This is a genomic window from Mycobacterium sp. (genome assembly GCF_019243155.1).
In the GTDB taxonomy this organism is placed as follows: domain Bacteria; phylum Actinomycetota; class Actinomycetes; order Mycobacteriales; family Mycobacteriaceae; genus Mycobacterium.
Map to the genome: position 1 here is coordinate 1 of NZ_JAFAUS010000419.1, position 20,083 is coordinate 20,083.

Here is a 20,083-nt window from a genome sequence, read left to right on the forward strand (position 1 = left end):
TTGATCGCCGCCCCGATGGGCGACCGCGACTCTGCCAGCGACCTGAGCCGTTCGCAGCCAACAGCTTCGGTGCATTGACCGACCGGACCCGGATCGCGGTCCGCAACCATTCGCGGTGCTGGACCGACGACGCCGTCCGGCTGATCCAGGCCGACGCCCGTCGTAGTGCCGACACCCATCTGCTGCGCTACCCGCTGCCGTCGGCTTGGGGTGGGGACGCTGACATCGCGCTGTACCTCAAGGACGAGACCACCCACATCACCGGCAGCCTCAAGCACCGGTTGGCGCGCTCGCTGTTCCTGTACGCGCTGTGCAACGGGTGGATCGACGAGAACACCACGGTGGTGGAGGCGTCATCCGGTTCGACGGCGGTGTCCGAGGCCTACTTCGCGGCCCTGCTCGGCCTGCCGTTCGTCGCGGTGATGCCGGCGGCCACCAGCTCGTCCAAAGTGGCATTGATCGAAGCTCAGGGCGGCCGTTGCCATTTCGTGCAGAACTCGAGCGAGGTGTACGCCGAAGCCGAGCGCGTCGCACGCGAGACCGGCGGCCACTACCTGGATCAGTTCACCAACGCCGAACGCGCCACCGACTGGCGGGGCAACAACAACATCGCGGAGTCGATCTACGAGCAACTGCGCGAGGAAAAGCACCCCATCCCGGAATGGATCGTGGTCGGCGCGGGCACCGGCGGGACCAGTGCGACGATCGGCCGCTACATCCGTTATCGGCGGCACGCGACGCGGTTGTGCGTCGTCGATCCCGAGAATTCCGCGTTCTTTCCCTCCTACGCCGAAGGCCGCTCCGACCTCGTGATGCCCGCCTCGTCTCGCATCGAGGGCATCGGCCGGCCACGGGTCGAGCCGTCGTTTTTGCCCGGCGTGGTCGACCGGATGGTCGCGGTGCCCGATGCCGCGTCGATTGCCGCCGCCCGCCACGTCAGCGCCGTGCTGGGCCGCCGGGTGGGGCCGTCGACGGGGACCAACCTGTGGGGCGCGTTCGGCCTGCTCGCCGAGATGGTCGCCGATGGACGCAGCGGTTCAGTGGTCACGCTGCTGGCCGACAGCGGCGACCGCTATCACGACACCTACTTCAACGACGAGTGGGTCAACGCGCAGAGGATCGATCCGAGCGGCCCCGCCCAGGCGCTGGTGGAGTTCGAGCGCTCGTGCTTGTGGAAGTGACCCGCAGGGCCGCGATTTGGTGAGCTGATAGGCCGGTGCGATAGGCTGTCGGAGCTTCAAGCGGGGTGTGGCGCAGCTTGGTAGCGCGCTTCGTTCGGGACGAAGAGGCCGTGGGTTCGAATCCCGCCACCCCGACTCATGTGTTAGCCGGTCGACAGCCGACCGGTGCCGACGGATCATCACCCGCGATACCCCGCCCGGGGTTCGCGGCTGTTCGCAAAAGATTGCTACTGCAACCGCGCCGCTTTGCCATTATGCTTTGCCCCCATGGCGCTGGTGGGCCGGTCGCCCGAGGAGAGACGGCGGCGCGGGTTTGACTCGCAATTTGCCAAATCGACCGATTCCGCGGTCCATGGTGGTAACCCCAGCCATCCCACATTGGCCGAGGTCGCACAGCGAAAAAAAGAGATCGAGCTGTGGGAGGCGCTGAACGTCGGAGGCTATCGATTCGCTAAGCCGGGCACGATCGTCGGGGCGGTGATCTCCACCGTGCTGGTGGTCCTCGCGGTGACGCCCATCCCGCCGAACTGGCCGTGGGACATTCCGACGATGATCCTGGCCGTGTTCACGGCAGTGGCGACGGTCACCTGCGGTCTTTTGTGGTTTGACAATCCGCGCGCCGCGTCGCGCCCCGAGGCCCTGGACATCGTGCCGTTCTCACGCGCGGAAAACCTGCACCTGATGACCGAGCAGCCCGTCGAGCCCTACAGCGCGGTCTGCACCTGCCCGGGCTGTGGCGACTCGTCCACCCATCTGATCCGTGGGCCCGCCACGGGCGAGCCCGGATGGGCGATGGTCACCCGGCGGTGTGCAGTGTGCGAGCGCGAATGGGCACAATCCTGAAGCCGTTGAGAGCCAATGCTATTCGCGCGTTACGCGCAATCGGCGCAGATGCTGATCCCACCGTTCGAGCTGTGTAGCCGGCTGCGGTGCTGCACCAAAAAGCAGCTCGAGCAGGTGAACTCGTCGGAGCGTCGGGGAATCACGGTCACCGCCAGCTCTTCGCCGGACAGGTCCGCGTCGGGCAGCTCGAAGAACGCCACGTCGTTGGGGTCCTCGTCCACCACCGCGATGGCGGTGGGCGCCAGCTCGCGGAGCGAATTCTTCTCCTGGGGCTCGATGTCGGAGGTGCGGGGTGCGTCATAGTCGCTTGCGGTCGCCATGGGAGTTCCTTTCGTGCTGCGTGGCGGGCGGACGCACTTTCCTGTACTCACCCGTGGCGCATGCAGTACCCCGTTCAGGCTGGGAATACACACTGAATCTTCGAAACGTACGGACGCGACGATTCGATGCCGCAACCGGTCGGGTTCAGCTGCTGGGTGGCGGCGCCGGCTCGTCGGAATTCGCGGCGTGCCAGGCCCGCTCGGCGTTTCGCACCTTGCGGTGCGTCCGCAGCAGCCAGGCCGCGCTGAGGACGCCGACTACGACGGCCACGATCACGCCCGCCCAGCCGGTCGTTGTGTGCCGCGTCGCCAGCGCGAACAGGCCGACCATCAGCGCGACCAGCGCGATCGCCGCCCCGGCCAGGCCCGGCGCGTTGGCGCCGTGGGTAAAGGTTTCACCCGCGTGCTGACGGGTGGTGCGGGCGTGATCGACCGGGTCGCTTCGGCGGGAACTCAACTTCACTCCTTGTGAAAGGGTTTGGCTACCAGCGTCGGCGGGCGGCGAGCCGGTGTGGCGAGTCACGAGCCTTAGCTACCCGGCTGCCAAACCCGCAAACGACAACACACCCCGTGTCAGCCGGCCCGGGCGTGGGTATGCCGCGCAAATGAGTGGCGCAGCGGCTGTCCTATTCGATGTAGACGGCACCCTGGTTGATTCCAACTATCTGCACGTCTACGCGTGGCAGCGAGCCTTCGACGCCGAAGACATCGCCGTGCCTGCGTGGCGGATCCACCGCAGCATCGGCATGGACGGCTCGCGGCTCGTGGAAGCCCTCTCCGGCGACGCCCCGTCCGACGTTCAAGAGCGGCTCAGCGACGCGCACAGCCGCTTCTACTCCGAGACGGTTCCCCTGCTGGCGCCGCTACCCGGCGCCCGCGCACTGCTGCGTCGTGTTGCCGAGCTCGGATTGCAGGTGGTGCTGGCCAGTTCGGCCCCCGACGACGAACTGGAGACCTTGCTCAAGGTGCTTGATTGCGACGACGTCATCTCCAAGACGACGTCGTCGCGCGACGTCGACACCGCCAAGCCCGAACCCGGCATTGTGCAGGTCGCGCTGGACCGGGCCGGGGTGGACGCCGAGCATGCCGTGTTCGTCGGGGATGCGGTGTGGGACGCAAAGGCCGCACAAGGCGCGGGACTGCCGTGCATCGGCGTGCTGAGCGGGGGCATCGCCCGCGCGGAGTTGCAGGAGGCCGGTGCCTCAGCGGTTTTCGCCGACGCACAAGACCTGCTCGATCAGCTGGAATCCACCCGCATCGCGGCGCTCGTGCGTCGCTCGTGAGGTCGTCGCGCTACATCCCGTGGGTGCGCAGCAGCAGCGGCAGGGCCCACCAGAAAAAGGCGAACAAGGTCAGCGCACAGGCGCCCGCGATGACGCCCGCGCCGGCCCCGGCGACCGCGGCGAACACGATGACCGTCACCCCGGTCAGCGCCAAGCCGAGCAGGGCCAGCCCGGCATAGGCGCACCGGTGCGCCGCTGAGACCAGGACCTGCAGGCGATGGCGCCGAAACAGCAGTCGGTGTATCCCGACCGGGGCGATCAGCAACACCGTCGCGCCCACCGAACAACCCACCGTCGCGAGATAGACGTCGCGCATCTGGCCGCCCAGCACGTCGAAGCGCTGCTGGAACGGCAGCGTCAGCAAAAAACCGGTGAGCAGCTGCACCCCTGTTTGCACCACGCGCAACTCCTGCAGGAGGCTGGTCCAATTGCGGTCCAGCCGTTCGATTTCCGTTTCGCCGCGTTCGCGGCGGTCCCACTGCTGATCGTCTTGTGGCTCGTCGACGTCCATAGTGGTGATCATCGCACCGCGGGCGAGCGGAGCGGCGGCCGCTGAAGAAAAGTCAGGACTGACTATTTAATGTTTCGTTAAATAGCGGCGATTCGAGATCTACTTTCCGAACGCAATTAGCTGAGGAGCCGGCCCGCAATGGGCGCCGAACAAAAGCGGCTTCTCGGCAAAGGCGTTGTTAGGCAGCTACGTCGGAAGTGAAATTACTAGCGGTTGAGTTTGCCGTCCCGGACCCCGCTCAACGCGTCGTCGAGCGTCGGGTACAGCGGAAAGGTCTTGTCCAGCCCGGTGAGGTGAATCGGGCGCCTGGTCGCAGGCCCACGCGCGACAACACCGAACCCCGTGGACGTCCCTAGTTTCTCGTAGGTCGCGGCCAGAATCTTCAACCCGACCGAACCGAGGAACTCCACCGCGGACAGGTCGATGACCAGTGCCGTTGGGCTCTCCGCGACTACTGCAGCGATGGCTTGTTCCAGGGCGGGAGCCGTGACCAAATCGATTTCGCCGCTGACACTGACCACCGACACCCCATCGTGGTCCTCAACCAACGTGGTTATCGAATCAGGAGCTGACAATGGCAATCCTTTGTCCTGGGCAGTCAACGTGGTGCAAGCCTAGCCTGCGATGCGAACTGCGAGAAGAATATGCCCTCAACACGTGGGCGACGACAACCCAGGCTAGTCTCGCAATACGAACTGCGCACTGCAGGGCGCGGCATGGCACTCGGGAGGCCAGATGTCAGTTTCGCCGTCGGATTTCAGCAACGTTGGGACCACCACAGCGCAAGCGGTCAGTTATTCGAGCGAGGGTCTGCTCCCACAGCTAGTTCAGCATCTGCGGCAAAATCGAACCGTTTTGCGCGAAGAATGGGCTCGCCGAATCACCGAGGCCGAATTGCTCACCGCGATGACCCCGGAGGAAATCTTCTCCGAGGCGACAACCGTGTACGACAGCTACGTAGAGGTGCTCGAGACCGGTAGCGTCGAGGCGCTGCAGGACTACGCGCGCGACCTGTCCGAACGCATCATCCCGCGAGGCGTCGAAACGGACGAGGTCGTTGGCATCGTGCTGTTGCTGCGTGACGTGCTCGCCCGTTCGCTGTTCGAGAAGTACCAAACCGACTTCGACATGCTCAACCGCGTTCTGAACGCCTACGAGCCTGCGGCGAACCGCATCGCCAATACCGTGGCCGTCAGCTTTGTGCAGGAACGCGAGCGCATCATCCGTCAGCAGCAAGAGGCGATCCGCGAGCTGTCGACGCCGGTGCTGCAGGTGCGCGAGCAGCTGCTGATTCTGCCGATCATCGGCGTGCTCGACAGTCAGCGCGCCCGTCAGGTCACCGAACAGCTCCTTCGGGCCATTCGGGCGAACCGCGCGAAGGTCGTGGTCATCGACATCACCGGTGTGCCGACCATCGATTCCACGGTGGCGAACCACCTGGTGCAGACCGTCGATGCGTCGGGCCTGATGGGTGCGAGCGTCATCATCACCGGCCTGTCCTCAGAAATCGCCCTCACGCTGGTGACCATCGGGCTGGACCTGTCGAAGATGAATGCCGTGGGTGACCTGCAAGGTGGTATCGAGGAAGCCGAACGCCTGCTGGGCTACGAGGTCACCCGCACCGGAGATCAGCCGGGCTGACCCCGCGATTGGATAAAAGGACGCCGAGCATCCCATGCCCGTACCAATCCTCAAACAGGGCTCGTTCCTCATCGCCTCGGTGCAGGCAGCGCTCACCGATTCCGACGCCGAACGCCTGCGTTACGACCTGATGGACCGAGTCAGCCAGTTTCGCGCACAGGGGATCATCGTCGACGTCACCGCCATCGACGTGATGGACTCGTTCGCCGCGCGCTCGCTGCGGACGATCGCCCACATGACCCGGCTGCGGGGCGCGGACACCGTCATCGTCGGCCTGCAGCCGGAGGTGGCCTTCGCGATGGTTCAGCTGGGTTTGGCGTTCGACGACATGAACACCGCACTGGACCTCGAAGAGGGTCTTGCCCTGTTGAATCGTCAACGGGGAGCGCCAAAATCGACGATCGGGCGCGACGGTGGCGGATGACATCGTCGTCGAGATCATCAACTCCGACGACATCGTCGCCGCCCGCAAAGCCGGGCACCAGCTGGCACTTGACCTCGGGTTCTCGCTGACCGACGTCACGATGATCGCCACGGCGATCTCGGAAATCGCCCGCAACATCACCAGTTACGCGGGCCGCGGCGCCGTCCGGGTCTGGGTGGCCGACCGCGACGGCCGCAAGGCCCTGGTGGTACGCGCCGAGGACCAAGGCCCGGGCATCGCCGACATCGACCGTGCGATGGAGGACGGCTATTCGACCGGTCGCGGGCTGGGGATGGGCCTGCCGGGCGCCCGCCGCCTGATGGACAGGTTGGTCGTGGACTCCACACTCGGCCGCGGGACGATCATCGAAATGTGGAAATGGGTTCCCCCTCGTGCATGACAACGGCCGCCTCGGGCCTATCGAGTGGGCAACCGCTGGTCGCCCCTTGCCGGGTGAATACGTCTCCGGCGATCAGCCGATCGCCGTCGAAATCGGCCGCAACGCAGCGTTATTCGGAGTGATGGACGGCTTGGGCCACGGTCCGGACGCCGCGTCGGCCGCGCTGCGGGCAAGTGACGCACTGCGACGCGCCCACACCGAGCGAGTCGAGGTGCTGGTTCAGCTCTGCCACCGAGTACTGGGCGGCACCAGAGGTGTCGCAATGACGTTGGCGCGGGTGGACTTTGCGGCCGGCACCATGACCTGGACCGGTGTCGGAAACGTCGCGGCCAACCTGGTCGCCAAGGACGTCACCGGGACACACATCCGTTCCAGTGCGCGACTCACGGCCGGTATCGTCGGCTACCGCATACCCGAAATACGGCCCGCACAAGTGGTTTCGATCCGCGCCGGCGATCTGCTTGTCATTGCCAGTGACGGCATCTCAGAAGATCACTTGGACCACATCGATTTCGCGGCCTCGGCCGCGGTCATTGCAAAGGACATTGTGAGTAAGCACGCCAAGGAAACCGACGATGCACTGGTCCTTGCCGCGCGTCACAGGGGAGCCTCGACATGAGCGAGAACAACGACGACTTCCACAATCAGTACGCGGCGGCGTTGCGCACCTACCTCGCCGCGCGCGACGAGGACAGCATCGCCATCGCGTACGAGCTCGGACGCTGGGCGCTGCAAGAACAAATCAGCCTGCTCGAAATCATCGAGCATCATGTCCGACTCGTCTTCGAAGAGTCCAAAGACGTCCGGATCGATGCGCCGATCGCTCTGGAGTTCCTGCTGCAGATGATGGTCCCACTCGACGTCGCAACCCGCGGCTTCCTGGACGGCACCCGGCGCTACGCCGAAGAGCGGGCACGTGCCGACGACCTGGCCGACCGCGACAAGTTCCGCACCGCGCTGGTGAATTCGTTGCAGGAGGGCTTCTTCGTCGCAGACCATGAGGGCTCCGTCGTGGAAATGAACGACGCCTTCACCGAGATCCTCGGCTATTCCAAAGACGGTCTGCCCTACAGGTGGCCACACCCTTGGCTGGTCGACCAGAAGGCTGCCCGCCAACAGCAATCCCTGGTGCGCAGCGCCGGATCCACCGCGTACGAGACCCCGATCCGGCATCGCGACGGGCACCTCGTGTGGGTGATGGTGAGCATCAGTGAAGCCACGGAAACCGGCAGCGACGAGGAAGTGTTCGTCGGAACGATCCGTGACATCACCGCCGAACGGGCCTTCGCCGCCCGGGAGAACGCGGTCCTACACCTCGCCACGGCGGTGGCCGTGGCCAAAACGGTTGACGAACTGCTGGCGATCACCCTCGAGGAGTGCAGCGCGGCGATCGACGTCCGACGCGTCGTCGCGGTCTCATGGCCGAACGGTGACGGCGAGCCGATCGTCGAGGTGGCGGGCGAGGATTCCGAAACCTCTTGGCGCGGGCTGGATCCGTGGCTGCGCCACACCTTCATGGAGGCGCGCCACCAGTTGCCACTCACGGCCAAAACGATTGACCAGCCCGACAATCCGGGCAGGGCGCGGGGACTCGTGGCGGTGCTCTCCGGCTCCGGAGATCTGGCGTTGTGGCTGGAGCTGAATTCGCCGCGCTGGGTGACCGCGGAGGATCGTCTGCTGGTCACGGTGCTCATCGGCCACCTCAGCCTGGCGATGCAGCACGTCCGCCAGTTCGAGAACGCCCGCGAAACATCGATGACGTTGCAGCGCGCCATGTTACCGCCGGTGCAGCCGCCACCGGGCTTCGCGGTGCGCTACGAACCGGCGGTCCCGCCGCTGGAGATCGGTGGCGACTGGTATGACGTCCTGCCGATCGGCGACCACCGCATCGGCATCGTCGTCGGCGACTGCGTGGGTCGCGGCCTGCCGGCGGCCGCGATCATGGGCCAGCTACGCAGTTCGGCGCGAGCGCTCCTGATCAACGGCGCCGAGCCCGCGCTGTTGCTCGAACAACTCGACTCCGCGGCATCGCTGATTCCAAATGCGTACTGCACCACCGTCTTTCTCGCCGTACTGGACACGAAATCCGGTGTGCTGCAATACAGCAATGCCGGTCACATGCCCGCCGTGCTGGTGGGTCCCGAATCCGCGGTGACGACTCTGTTGACCGACGGCGCGTCCGTACCTCTCGCCGTCCGCCGAAACCAACCGCGTCCCCAGGCCACTATGACGCTGCCGCAGGCTGCCACGCTGATGCTGTTCACCGACGGACTGGTCGAACGCAAGCACGAGTTGATCGATGACGGAATCAGCCGGGCCGCAGCTGTTTTGGCGCAGACGATGACGGCGCCCGTGGACGATGTCGCCGATGCGGTGCTGCGCGAGATGGCTCCCGCGGCGGGTTATGACGATGACGTGGCCATGGTGATCTACCGGCACGGGCACACACCGCTGCGGATCGAAACGGATGCCGTGGCAGGCAGATTGGCAGCCGTCCGGCATCGGTTGGCCGACTGGCTACGCGCCGAGGGCGTGGAAGACGAATTGGCCGCCGACATCGTGCTGGTCGTCAACGAAGGCTGCACCAACTGTGTCGAGCACGCTTACGGCGAAGATGCCGTCGGGACAATGCTGCTCGACGTCGAGGTCGCCGACGGTGAAGTCCGTACCCGGATCATCGATCACGGTTCTTGGAAGAAGCCGTCCGCAGATCCGGGCCACGGTGGGCGGGGGCTGACGCTGATGAGGGCGCTGAGCGACGGCATGGAAATGGACACCGGTCCGTCTGGAACCACGGCCGAGATCCGATTTCGGCTGCCGTCGGGCGGGGCTTGACGCGATCTCCTACCGTTTGTCGGAGTCGGAATGAGGGTAGTCGCCGGTGTGACTCGTTCATCGATCGTGGCCGAACCCCTGCTGCCCGCCGCGCACGGTCCGCTGTCGACGGCGGTTCGTAGCGCGCTCGCCGGACCGCTCGCCAACGACCACCTCACCCGTATCGGCGCATCCGTCCGTGACTCCGATCCCTACGGTCTGGACCTGCAGCTCGCGCTCTGCATGTGCTACGAACTGCACTACCGCGGCTTTGCCGGCGTCGATCCCGCCTGGGAGTGGAACCCCGCATTGTTGGGGCTGCGCGCCGAGCTGGAACGGGTGTTTCTGGCGGGTGTGCGGCGCGACGTCGGATCGATCGCGGATCAGACAGCGGCCGCCGAGATGGATGCGATCTCGATCGAGCCCCGAGAGGGCACCGGCCCGTCCTGGTACCTGCGCGACACCGGCACCTGGGAACAGATGCGCGAGTACTTCGCGCACCGGTCGGTGTATCACCTCAAGGAGGGGGACCCGCACGCCTTCGCGATCCCGCGTCTGATGGGCATGGCGAAGGCGGCTTTCGTCGCGGTCGAGTTCGACGAATACGGGGCCGGGCAGGGCTCGCGCCTGCACCAGCAACTGTTCGCCGACCTGATGTCGGCGGCCGGGCTCGATTCGACGTACCTGGCTTACGTCGACGCGGTGCCCGCCGAGGCGCTGGCCGCGGTCAACCTCATGTCGCTGTTCGGGCTGCACCGCTCGCTACGCGGCGCGGCGGTGGGGCACTTCGCTTCGATCGAGATCACCTCGCCGCCGGGATCGGCGCGCATGGTGGCGGCGCTGCGGCGGATGAACGCGCCGGCGGAGTGCGTCGCGTTCTACAGCGAGCACGTCGAGGCCGACGCGGTGCACGAGCATGTGGTGCGCGACGACGTGGTCGGCGATCTGCTCGCTCGGGAGCCGCAGTTGGAAGCCGACGTTGTATTCGGGATGCGTGCGCACGCGGCGGTGGAAGACCGCCTGGCGGAGCGGATTATGACGTCGTGGAACGAGGGTCGGACGTCGTTGCGGCGGCCGCTGCGGTAGGCGCGGCGGCAGTCTTACGCACGTTGCGACAACGCCGATGGCTGGTGTCGCACAACGGGTATTCGCGGCTACGGCGACACGTACAGATCGCCACCATGAAGCGGTCGGACTCGACGACGTCGCCGTCGGGCATCTCGATGCGGACCGGGCCGGAAACCAACACCGGGCCGCCCGCAACCACTTTCACGCGCGTCGTGCTCACCGCTTGTCCGCTCTGATCACCACCAGCTCCTCTTCGCGGCGACCTCGTGGGATCAGGCCTATCTCTTCCAGCCAGCGCGCCCGCGCTGTCATCACCGGGCCAAATGGAATCCATTTTGACGCAATGACTTTCGATTCCATACCGGCGTAACGCAGGGCTTCCAGCGACTCGTCCACGCCAGCCAGCGCCGAGTGCACCAGCAACAGCGTTCCACCGTCGGTCAACAGTTTCGGCACCGTTTCGCACAACGGGTCCAACACCATCCGGCCATCGACGCCCGCGTTCCAGGCCCACGACGGACCCGCGTTCGGCGCAATCGCTTCGGTATCCCCACCGGGAGGGGTCGGCACGTAGGGCGGGTTGGAGACGACGACGTCGAACGGCGCGTGATCGATTGCGCCCGGCCACGACCCCTCGCGGACATCCACGTCGACGCCGGCAACCGCGGCGTTGTCGCGCGAGCAACGCACCGCGTGTGGGCATATGTCGAATGCCGTGACGCTGGCACACCCCATTTCGGCTGCCGCGATTGCGACGAATCCGCTACCCGTACAAAGGTCGAGGACCCGCCGTCCGGGAATCAGGCCGCTGTCGTGCATGATATCGACAAGCAGGCGCGAATCATCCTGCGGCTGATAGACATTAGCTACAGCTGCGACGGCGGGTTCGGGATAGGTGATTGTCACTATAGGCCTTTCTAAGCCCTTCCATAGATCGCGGAGGCGATCACTGCTTCGCCCTGTTAATGCCCGCATACCAGCGCATTCAAACGAAGCAGCCGGCCTTTTTCGCGCTAACCTGCATGGGCATGGGCGAATTGTTCGACAATCGTTGAGCAAAACGCCGGCAGATCCTTCGGTGAGCGGCTGGTGATGAGGTTTCCGTCCACCGAAACCTCCTCGTCGACGACGTTGGCGCCCGCGTTGCGCAGATCGGTGCGGATGCTCGGGTAAGACGTGAGCGTCCGCCCGTTCGCCACACCGGCCTCGACCAAAGTCCAGGGGCCGTGGCATATTGCGGCGACCGGCTTCCCGGAGATGACGAAGTCGCGCACGAACGACACCGCGGAGTCGTCGGCGCGCAGCTTGTCGGGATTGACCGTGCCGCCGGGCAGCACCAGAGCGTCATAGTCGTCCACCGAGGCCTGCGCCACAGTGCGATCTACCGCGAAGGTTCCGGCGGGCTCGAGATCGTGATTGCGGGCCTGGATCTCGCCCTCCTTCAAGGACAGGACCTGCACCTGCGCACCCGCTTCCTCGAGTGCCTCGCGCGGCTTCTCGAGTTCCACCTTCTCGACGCCGTCGGCCGCCAGGATCGCCACCTTTTTGCCCTGCAACGTGTTTGACATGTCCTATCTCCGTTCTGTCGAGTCGCTTGAGCCTCAACGCTGTCAGCCGGACCGGGTGGTGCGCAGCGCCGTGTAGAGGTCGAGGCCACCGATCGCGGTGAGGATGGCCGTCGCGATGATCCCGCGACGGCGCCTTCCCGGGCCGCGTGCGGCTACCCCGGCCACCAACAGCGTCGTGTCCAGCACGTCGCCGGCCACCCTCGTCCACACCAGCGTGTCGGGCCCCAACAGCAGCGCGACTCCGTGGCCGCACTCGCGCAGCCCGAGCGCGCGAATGACGCGCCGAGTGCGCTCGGTCTCGTCGACGCCGGCCACCGCTGCGACCTTGTCCGGCGCCACGATCTCGGCCAGACCCAGCCCAAAGCTGGCGCCGCTGAGCGCTTTCACCAAGGACGCGGTGGTTGTGTCGTCGTGTGGTTGAGTCATGTCGTCACTTCGACGCGTCGCGCAGAGCTTCGAGCAACGGCTCGGCAGCTTCCTTGAGGAACCTGTCCTGCGCGTCTCCGCCGATCTGAACGAGGGCCACATCGGTGTAGCCGGCTTCCCAATAGGGCCGGACGGACTCGACGATCGCATCGAGGTCTGGTCCGCACGCGATGTTCTCCGCGACATCGTCGGGCCGGATGAACTGCGTCGCGCCGGCGAAACCGGCCGGTGTCGGTAGGTCCGCGTTGACCTTCCAGCCCCCGGCGAACCAGCGGAACTGGTCGTGCGCGCGCTTGACGGCGGTCTCCCGGTCGGGATCCCAGGAGATCGGTATCTGCCCGACGACCCGTCCGCCGCCTGCCAGGTTGGCCGCCTGGCGGGCGCCGTGCCAGGCGTCGACGAGTTCGGGGTTGGGCTCCACGACGACCAGGTGGTCGGCCAGTTTGGCGAATTTGTCGTTTGCCTTCTTGCCGCCGAGGGCGACCGCGATGCCGATTGGGACGTCCGGCGGATCCCACAACCGTGCCGAATCCACCTGGAAGTAGTCGCCGCGGAAGCTCACCAGCTGTCCGCCGAACAGCTCGCGGATGATCTTGATGGCTTCGCGGAGCATGTCGTGGCGGCGCTCGACGGCCGGCCAGCCCTTGCCGATGATGTGCTCATTGAGGTTCTCTCCGCTGCCCAGGCCCAGCGTGAACCGGCCGTCGGACAGCAGCTGCACGGTGGCGGCCTGCTGCGCGACGACCGCCGGGTGATAGCGCATCGTCGGGCACGTCACATACGTGTAGAGATCCACCCGCTGGGTGGCCTGGGCGACCGCGCCCAGCACTGCCCAGGCATTGGGAGCGTGCCCCTGGGACGCGAGCCAGGGCGAGAAGTGATCGCTGATCACGTGGAAGTCGAAACCGCGCTCTTCGGCCGAAACCGCGTACCGGACAAGGTCTTTGGGTCCACTCTGCTCGGTCATCAGCGTGTAGCCAAAATTTGTCATGAACGATGACATACCCGGCTGCGTAATGTGCAAACGGCACGCGGCGTTTGAGCAGCGTGCCGGGTGTTTTTCAGCCCGCCGTAGTGATCGAGTCGTCGGTGATCCCGGCCGCCCGGCGGGCGGCGAGCCGGCGTTTCTGCGGCTCCATCGTGTAGCGGGGGTGGCGGGCCGACTCCTTGCCCGCCTCGAACACGCCGAACCGGGTCAGCGCCGAGGCCGTCGCCAGCGCCAGCCCGGACGCCGCGGCCACCGCGCGGTTGCGGCCACCCAGCAGCGTGCCCACGCCGCCTACAACGACGAGCCGTTTACTCCAGCGCAGCATCCGGCCGGGATTGCCGTGATGCAACGTCTCGGCCACCACTGGGTCCATCCGCTGTTCCACGAAGATCGTCGCGGCCAGATCACCCAGCACCCCCAGGACCGCCAGCTTTCGGGCCGGTCCGGCCTCGGCCACCGGGGTGGTCACCATCGCCAACCCCGATGCGGCCAGACTCGCCGAGCTGACGAACACGAACGGCAGGCCCTCGCGGGCGGCGTTCCACGTCGGCGTCGCGGTGTCGGCGAGCAGCACGGCGGTGTAGACCGCGAGCGGCGGCGCGAAGAGCGCGGCTTCCAAGCCCGCGGGTCCCTCGACCGCGCGCAGCACCGGCCGCAGCGGGCCCAGCGGGAGCCGCTCCCCCGTCATCCGGTCGACCTCGGCCGCCGCGGCCACCCCAAGGCCGGCGCTGAACAAGCTGAGGATCCAGGAGCCCAGGCTCATCGGCGAGGTCAGCTTGATGGTCCGCATCATGTTCACGAAGCGCTCGGGCCGGCCCAGGTCGGCCACCAGCGCGATCGCGCCCAGCGCCACGGCGACCAGGCCGGTCAGCCGGGTGTTGCGCCTCAGCTTGGGCCGCCCGGTGAGCTGAGCACCCGCCGCCAGCAGGCCCGATCCGCCCGCGACCCCACCCAGGAACAGGTACGCCGCCACCTCGTGGCCCCACGGCGCGGGCTTGACGACCGGGCGCCCGTAGTACGAGCTGAACTCGGCCTCGGGGACCATCGGCATCTCACGCGAGCCGTCACCGCCTCCGCGACGGCCGGATCGCTTGCCCTTGCGTCGCTTGCCGCCCGCGGGCTCCGGCGGGCGAAAACTGTCGAACTCCGACGTACTCATCGACGACTCCAAAAGGCCACCGCCGCCGCGCCGAACATACCGGCCGCGGCCAGACCGGCCCGTTTGAACATCTGCGGCAGGTCCGCGGTGCACACCCGCGGGTCGGGCGGCAGGCCGTAGACCTCCGGCTCGTCGAGCAGCAGGAACACCGAGCCGGTGCCGCCGACCCCGTCGTTCTCGTTGGCGCCGTAGAGCCGCGCCTCGGTCCTGCCCTGGGCGTGCAGCTCGGCGACCCGCTCGCGGGCCCGTTCCACCAGCTCGTCATGGTTGCCGAACTTGATCGACGTCGTCGGGCAGGTCTTGGCGCAGGCCGGTATCTCGTCCTCGACCAGCCGGTCGTAGCAGAGCGTGCATTTCTGGGCGACGCCCGTGACGAACTCGTGCGCCAACTGATCCGACTGCCGCTCCGGCGTCGCATAGGTTCCGTCGCTGCGCCGCTCGACCACACCGAACGGGCAACCGGCGACGCAGGTTCCGCAGCCGTTGCAGACGTCGTCCTGCACGACCACCGTGCCGAACTCGGTGCGGAACAATGCGCCGGTGGGGCAGACGTCGAGGCAGCCGGCGTGCGTGCAGTGTTTGCACACGTCAGACGACATCAGCCACCGGAACTCCGGAGTGTCCGGCGGCTCGAAGGCCTCTTGCGTGTCGATCGGGTCCGCAGCGCCCGGCAGGGTCGGTATACCCAAATCGATGAGGGCGCGGCCCGATTCGCGGGCCTCCTCGATACGGTCGCGACCCTGTTCGATGAACGCGACGTGCCGCCACGTGCTGGCGCCCAGGTGCCCGGTGTTGTCGTACGACGAGCCCAGCAGCTCGAGGTCGCCGTCGCGGGGGTTGCGGTTCCACTCCTTGCAGGCGACCTCGCACGCCTTGCACCCGATGCAGATCGAGGTGTCGGTGAAAAAACCCTTGCGCGGCTTGCGATCTGCCCACCCGGCGGCGGCAGCCGGGTCAGTCGGTCCGGTCAACTGGCCCATCGGCTCCCCTCTCGCCCAAAACGCCCTTGCTCATTCGTACATTGTCCGTCTCGACCGTGGCGCCCGCGCGCGACTGATACTCAGCGATCAGGCGCAGCAACCGCTCGCCCTGCGGCCGGCGACCCGGCTGAATGTCGCAGGACCCGGCTTTGGACTCCTGGATCTGGACGTTCGGGTCGAGCGTGATGCCCAGCAGGTCGTTGGCCGCGTCCCCGCTGACCACCGCGTCGCCGCCCACACCCCAGTGATACGGCAGCCCGATCTGGTGCACCGTGTGGCCGCCGACGACCAGCGGGGTCATGCGTTCGGTGACGAGCACCCGCGCCTCGATCGCCGTTCGCGGCGAGATGATCGTGGCCCACCCGTACGGCTCGAGACCGCGTTCGGCGGCCAGCTCCGGGGAAACCTCGCAGAACATCTCCGGCTGCAGTTCCGAGAGGTATGGCAACCAGCGGCTCATGCCACCGGCCGTGTGATGCTCGGTGAGCCGGTAGGTGGTGAACACATACGGGTACACGTCGGCGCCGGGATCGCCGGCGCTGGGCGCGCTCAGATTGTCCTTGCGCGGGAAGACAATTCGCGCCGGGTTTTGCTGCTGGGGATACAGCGGGTTGGCGACGGGTGACTCCTGCGGTTCGTAATGCGTGGGCAACGGCCCGTCCACTACGCCCTTGGGGGCAAACAGCCAGCCCTTGCCGTCGGCCTGCATGACGAACGGGTCGTCACCCGCCAGCGCGGCCGGTCCGCCGAGCTCGGGATCGGGGCGACTGCCCGGTGCCCGGTCGACGACGAAGTCCGGCACGTCGTGCCCGATCCACCGACCCTGGTCCGGGTCCCACCAGATGAGCTTCTTGCGCTCGCTCCACGGCTTGCCGTCGGGATCGGCCGAGGCCCGGTTGTAGAGGATCCGTCGATCGGCGGGCCACGCCCACCCCCACTCGTGCTGGCTCGGCGACGGGCCGCCGTGCGGCACCCGGCGGGCGGCCTGGTTGATCCCGTCGGCGTACACGCCCGTGTAGATCCAGCAGCCGGCTGAGGTCGACCCGTCGGCGCGAAGCTCGTTGAACGTCGACACCGGCTTTCCCGCGTCGGGGCCGGTGAGGTGATAGCCGTTGACCTCGGCCAGCACCGCCTCGCCGTCGGGGTCGCCCTTCTCATCGGTCGGGTAGTCCCAGGTGAGGTCCAGCAGCGGTCGATCGCGCTCGTCGGTCGAACCGGCCAGCCGCTGCTTGATCCGCTTGCCCAGCTCGTAGAAGAACTGCAGCTCGCTCTGGCAGTCGCCGGGCGGCTCAACGGCCTGGTGCCGCCACTGCAGTAGCCGCTGCGTCTGCGTGAACGATCCCTTCTTCTCCACGTGGGTGGCCGCGGGCAGGAAGAAGACCTCGGTCTCGATGTCCTCGGTTTTCAGTTCACCGGTCGCGATCTCCGGGCCGTCCTTCCACCAGGTGGCCGATTCGATCATGTTGAGGTCGCGCACCACGAGCCACTTCAGGTGGGCCATGCCGAGTCGTTGCATGCGGCCGTGGGCCGATCCCACCGCGGGGTTCTGGCCCAGCAGGAAGTACCCCTCGACCTCGTCGTCGAGCATTCCCACCACGGTCTGGTACGTGCCGTGCGGGCCGGACAGGCGCGGCAGATAGTCGTATGCCCAGTCGTTGTCCGCGCGCGCGGCGTCGCCCCACCATGCCTTGAGCAGGCTGACCGTGTAGGCATCGGCGTTGGCCCAAAAGCCTTTCTGCTTCTTCGAACCGACCGCCTCGAGGTAGTCGGCGAGGGTGTCGTGCATCCCGGCCTTGGGCATCGGTAAATACCCAGGCAGCAGATTGAACAACGTCGGGATGTCGGTGGAGCCCTGGATGCTGGCGTGGCCGCGCAACGCCATGATGCCGCTGCCCGGGCGACCCACGTTGCCCATCAGGAGCTGCAATATCGTTGCGGTGCGGATGAATTGGGCGCCGAGGGTGTGCTGTGTCCAGCCGACGGCGTATGCGAAGCAGGTGGTGCGCTCGCGGCCGGAGTTCTCGACGATGGAACGGGCGAGGTAGTCGAAATCCTTGCGGCTGATGCCGCAGGATTGCGTCACCATCTCCGGGGTGTAGCGGGCGTAATGCCTTTTGAGGATCTGAAATACCGTGCGCGGGTGTTGCAGGGTGTCGTCGCGGATCACGCGGGCATGGGCGAGCGGCGGGCCGCCCATTCCGCTCTCGTCACCCGCCGCGCGCGCCGACGCGGACGAGCCGTGCTCGTTCACGTCACCGGGGCCCGCGATGCCGCCCGCGATGCCATCACCGTCTGGGCTGGCGTACGCCCAGGTCGAGGTGTCGTAGTGCCCGGTCTCGGGATCGTAGCCGGAGAACAAGCCGCCGAGTTGTTCTGTGTCCTTGAAGTTTTCGTTGATCAGCGTGGCGGCGTTGGTGTAGGCGACGACGTAGTCCTTGAACCAGAGGTCTTCTTCGATGACGTGGTTGATGAGCGCGCCCAGCAGCACCACGTCTGACCCGGCCCGGATCGGGATGTGCTTGTCCGACACCGCCGAGGTCCGGGTGAAGCGCGGGTCGACGTGAATCACGCGCGCGCCGCGCGCCCTGGCCTCTTTGACCCATTGAAAGCCCACCGGATGGCACTCGGCCATGTTGGAGCCCTGGATGATGATGCAATCGGCGTTGGCCATGTCTTGCAGTGATTGGGTGGCGCCGCCGCGCCCGAAGGAGGCTCCCAGACCGGGAACCGTGGAAGAGTGTCAAATACGAGCTTGGTTCTCGATCTGGATGGCGCCCGCGGCGGTGAAGAGCTTCTTGATGAGATAGTTCTCTTCGTTGTCCAGGGTCGCGCCGCCGAGCGCGGCGATACCCATGGTGCGGCGCAGCAGGTTTCCCTTCTTGTCGATGTCCTGCCAGCTGTTACGGCGCGAGTCGATGAAGCGGTCGGTGATCATGTCGATCGCGGTGTCCAGTTCGAGCGGCTGCCATTCGGTCGCGCGCGGCGGGCGGTACAGCACCCGTAGTTGACGGCCCGGCGAATTCACCAGTTGTTCGCTCGCAGACCCCTTGGGGCACAGTCGGCCTCGCGATATCGGCGAATCGGGGTCACCCTCGATCTGGACGACCCGTTCGTCCTTGACGTACACCCGCTGCCCGCAGCCGACCGCGCAGTAGGGGCAGACGCTTTGCACAACCCGGTCGGCCGTAGCCGTGCGCGCCGTGATGGCGCGAGTCTGCTTGGAGGTCACCGCCGAGCCGCGGCCAAGTCTGTCCGCCGAACTCAGTTGACGCAGGACGGGCCATTCCAGGAACATGCGCGGGATCGCCATCCCGTCACCCTAATCCGTTGCGCGCGACGACGCAGCCAGGCGAACGGTCAGCGCACCACAATCGTGTGCTCGCCACGGGGAACAAGTTCACCGATGACGGGTGCGCCCGGGATTTCGCCGGCGATCAGCAACCCTCCCGAGGTCTGTGCGTCGGCGAGCAACAGGGCTTCGTCCTCGCTCACCTCGGACAGGTCGACGTGCGGCGCCACCCAGTCCAGGTTTCGCCGCGTGCCGCCGCTGACGTAGCCGGCCGCCAGCGCCTCCCGCGCGCCGTCCAGATACGGCACCGCGGCCGAGTCGATCACGGCGGTGACGCCGCTGGCCCGCGCCAGCTTGTGCAGGTGCCCCAGTAACCCGAAACCGGTTATGTCGGTTGCGCATTCGGCACCCGCCGCGAGCGCGGCCGCAGCGGCCCCGGCGTTGAGCGCGGTCATCGTCTCGATCGCTTGCGGGAAGCGTTCCCCGGTGGCCTTGTGCCGGCTGTTCAGGACGCCGACCCCGAGCGGCTTGGTCAGCGACAGCGGCGTGCCCGGTTTGCCGGAGTCGTTGCGCAGCAACCTGTTTGGGTCCGCGATCCCGGTGACCGCCAGCCCGTACTTTGGCTCCGGGTCGTCGACGCTGTGTCCACCGGCCAGGTGGCAGCCGGCCAGGCCGCACACATCGAGCCCGCCGCGCAGCGTCTCGGCCGCCAGCTCGAACGGCAACACATCGCGCGGCCAGCCCAGCAGATTCACCGCGACCACCGGGCGTCCGCCCATGGCATAGACGTCCGACAGCGCGTTGGTCGCCGCGATCCGCCCCCAGTCGTACGCGTCGTCCACCACCGGGGTGAAGAAGTCCGTCGTCGCGATCAGCGCGGAGCCGCCCTCGATGCGGACCACGGCCGCGTCGTCGCCACTGTCCAGCCCGACCAGCAACTCGCCGAGCGGGTCGCGCGGCGCGATTGCCGTCAGTCCGCGGACAACATCTTCGAGTTCACCCGGCGGAATCTTGCAGGCGCAGCCGCCGCCGTGGGCGTACTGAGTGAGTCGGTAGGTCATGGCGTCCATAATTGTCGAATGGTCCAGGGAGGCGTGTCCGGTCTGGTGACCGGCGCGGTCTTCAAAACCGTCGATCGGCAGACGCTGCCGCTGGCGGGTTCGATTCCCGTCCGCCTCCGCCATACTC

General features: G+C 66.8%; 22 protein-coding genes and 2 tRNA genes. 11 read left to right on the forward strand and 13 right to left on the reverse strand.

From position 1 onward, the window contains the following. Positions 1–74: 74 nt before the first annotated feature. The 3 genes from JOZ00_RS21355 to JOZ00_RS21365 all read left to right on the forward strand — a co-directional run bounded on the left by JOZ00_RS21355 (position 75) and on the right by JOZ00_RS21365 (position 2,024). Positions 75–1,181, forward strand: coding sequence for a PLP-dependent cysteine synthase family protein (locus JOZ00_RS21355; protein WP_293347716.1), 1,107 nt, complete (start codon positions 75–77; stop codon positions 1,179–1,181). A 61-nt stretch (positions 1,182–1,242) separates the two neighbouring features. Beyond that, positions 1,243–1,316 (forward strand) — tRNA-Pro (locus JOZ00_RS21360). Positions 1,317–1,448: 132 nt separating this feature from the next. Then, positions 1,449–2,024, forward strand: coding sequence for a hypothetical protein (locus JOZ00_RS21365; RefSeq protein ID WP_293347632.1), 576 nt, complete (start codon positions 1,449–1,451; stop codon positions 2,022–2,024). A 29-nt stretch (positions 2,025–2,053) separates the two neighbouring features. Here JOZ00_RS21365 and JOZ00_RS21370 read toward each other — a convergent pair whose 3' ends face one another. Together JOZ00_RS21370 and JOZ00_RS21375 are read right to left on the reverse strand one after the other, a co-directional pair. Next, positions 2,054–2,344, reverse strand: coding sequence for a DUF4193 domain-containing protein (locus tag JOZ00_RS21370; RefSeq protein WP_293347635.1), 291 nt, complete (start codon positions 2,342–2,344; stop codon positions 2,054–2,056). Between the two features lie 145 nt (positions 2,345–2,489). Beyond that, entirely contained in the window at positions 2,490–2,807 is a 318-nt protein-coding gene (locus JOZ00_RS21375) for a hypothetical protein (RefSeq protein ID WP_293347638.1), read from the reverse strand. Positions 2,808–2,949: 142 nt separating this feature from the next. Here JOZ00_RS21375 and JOZ00_RS21380 point away from each other — a divergent pair, with 142 nt between their 5' ends. Next, positions 2,950–3,627, forward strand: a complete 678-nt coding sequence (locus tag JOZ00_RS21380) for an HAD family hydrolase (protein WP_293347641.1) — start codon at positions 2,950–2,952, stop codon at positions 3,625–3,627. Between the two features lie 10 nt (positions 3,628–3,637). On the opposite strand, the gene JOZ00_RS21385 is transcribed toward JOZ00_RS21380, so the two are convergent. Further along, positions 3,638–4,138: a DUF6328 family protein gene (locus tag JOZ00_RS21385; protein ID WP_293347644.1), complete on the reverse strand. Its 501-nt coding sequence runs from the start codon at positions 4,136–4,138 to the stop codon at positions 3,638–3,640. A 206-nt stretch (positions 4,139–4,344) separates the two neighbouring features. Continuing rightward, the gene (locus JOZ00_RS21390) at positions 4,345–4,713 is read right to left on the reverse strand and encodes an STAS domain-containing protein (protein ID WP_293347647.1); all 369 of its coding nucleotides are present in this window, start codon (positions 4,711–4,713) and stop codon (positions 4,345–4,347) included. Positions 4,714–4,873: 160 nt separating this feature from the next. Between JOZ00_RS21390 and JOZ00_RS21395 the strand changes: the two genes are divergently transcribed. From JOZ00_RS21395 to JOZ00_RS21420, 6 genes are read left to right on the forward strand one after another with little or no spacing between them, the layout of a single operon-like run. Further along, entirely contained in the window at positions 4,874–5,779 is a 906-nt protein-coding gene (locus JOZ00_RS21395) for an STAS domain-containing protein (protein ID WP_293347650.1), read from the forward strand. A gap of 34 nt (positions 5,780–5,813) precedes the next feature. Further along, positions 5,814–6,203, forward strand: coding sequence for an STAS domain-containing protein (locus JOZ00_RS21400; protein ID WP_293347653.1), 390 nt, complete (start codon positions 5,814–5,816; stop codon positions 6,201–6,203). After that, positions 6,193–6,603, forward strand: coding sequence for an anti-sigma regulatory factor (locus tag JOZ00_RS21405; RefSeq protein ID WP_293347656.1), 411 nt, complete (start codon positions 6,193–6,195; stop codon positions 6,601–6,603). The genes JOZ00_RS21400 and JOZ00_RS21405 overlap by 11 nt, the downstream gene beginning before the upstream one ends. Next, a complete protein-coding gene (locus JOZ00_RS21410; RefSeq protein WP_293347659.1) occupies positions 6,596–7,222 on the forward strand; it encodes a SpoIIE family protein phosphatase in 627 nt (208 codons plus the stop codon). Before JOZ00_RS21405 ends, JOZ00_RS21410 begins: the two co-directional genes overlap by 8 nt. Beyond that, complete coding sequence (locus tag JOZ00_RS21415) at positions 7,219–9,438, forward strand: SpoIIE family protein phosphatase (RefSeq protein WP_293347660.1); 2,220 nt, start codon at positions 7,219–7,221, stop codon at positions 9,436–9,438. Before JOZ00_RS21410 ends, JOZ00_RS21415 begins: the two co-directional genes overlap by 4 nt. A 48-nt stretch (positions 9,439–9,486) precedes the next feature. Beyond that, positions 9,487–10,503: an iron-containing redox enzyme family protein gene (locus JOZ00_RS21420; RefSeq protein ID WP_293347662.1), complete on the forward strand. Its 1,017-nt coding sequence runs from the start codon at positions 9,487–9,489 to the stop codon at positions 10,501–10,503. On the opposite strand, the gene JOZ00_RS21425 is transcribed toward JOZ00_RS21420, so the two are convergent. From JOZ00_RS21425 to selD, 9 genes are all read right to left on the reverse strand, one after another. Next, positions 10,451–10,666, reverse strand: coding sequence for a CDGSH iron-sulfur domain-containing protein (locus JOZ00_RS21425; protein ID WP_366022381.1), 216 nt, complete (start codon positions 10,664–10,666; stop codon positions 10,451–10,453). The two genes, JOZ00_RS21420 and JOZ00_RS21425, sit on opposite strands and share 53 nt — an antisense overlap. 35 nt (positions 10,667–10,701) lie before the next feature. Beyond that, positions 10,702–11,391: a HemK2/MTQ2 family protein methyltransferase gene (locus JOZ00_RS21430; RefSeq protein ID WP_293347666.1), complete on the reverse strand. Its 690-nt coding sequence runs from the start codon at positions 11,389–11,391 to the stop codon at positions 10,702–10,704. Positions 11,392–11,498: 107 nt separating this feature from the next. Next, positions 11,499–12,053 carry a type 1 glutamine amidotransferase domain-containing protein gene (locus JOZ00_RS21435; protein ID WP_293347669.1) on the reverse strand — a complete coding sequence of 185 codons (555 nt, stop codon included), beginning with the start codon at positions 12,051–12,053 and terminating at the stop codon, positions 11,499–11,501. 42 nt (positions 12,054–12,095) lie between these two features. Next, complete coding sequence (locus JOZ00_RS21440; protein WP_293347672.1) at positions 12,096–12,479, reverse strand: malate dehydrogenase; 384 nt, start codon at positions 12,477–12,479, stop codon at positions 12,096–12,098. Positions 12,480–12,483: 4 nt separating this feature from the next. Continuing rightward, positions 12,484–13,470 (reverse strand): LLM class F420-dependent oxidoreductase, encoded by a 987-nt coding sequence (locus JOZ00_RS21445; protein ID WP_293347675.1) that lies wholly within the window; start codon positions 13,468–13,470, stop codon positions 12,484–12,486. A gap of 70 nt (positions 13,471–13,540) precedes the next feature. After that, the gene (gene nrfD / locus JOZ00_RS21450) at positions 13,541–14,626 is read right to left on the reverse strand and encodes an NrfD/PsrC family molybdoenzyme membrane anchor subunit (protein WP_293347678.1); all 1,086 of its coding nucleotides are present in this window, start codon (positions 14,624–14,626) and stop codon (positions 13,541–13,543) included. Next, entirely contained in the window at positions 14,623–15,606 is a 984-nt protein-coding gene (locus JOZ00_RS21455; RefSeq protein WP_293347681.1) for a 4Fe-4S dicluster domain-containing protein, read from the reverse strand. The genes nrfD and JOZ00_RS21455 overlap by 4 nt, the downstream gene beginning before the upstream one ends. Next, positions 15,581–18,916: a formate dehydrogenase gene (fdh, locus tag JOZ00_RS21460; protein WP_293347684.1), complete on the reverse strand. Its 3,336-nt coding sequence runs from the start codon at positions 18,914–18,916 to the stop codon at positions 15,581–15,583. Before fdh ends, JOZ00_RS21455 begins: the two co-directional genes overlap by 26 nt. A gap of 47 nt (positions 18,917–18,963) precedes the next feature. After that, a complete protein-coding gene (gene selD / locus JOZ00_RS21465; RefSeq protein WP_293347687.1) occupies positions 18,964–19,956 on the reverse strand; it encodes a selenide, water dikinase SelD in 993 nt (330 codons plus the stop codon). Positions 19,957–19,983: 27 nt separating this feature from the next. On the opposite strand from selD, the gene JOZ00_RS21470 reads away from it, so the two are divergent. Further along, positions 19,984–20,078, forward strand: a tRNA-Sec gene (locus JOZ00_RS21470). Positions 20,079–20,083: the final 5 nt, after the last annotated feature.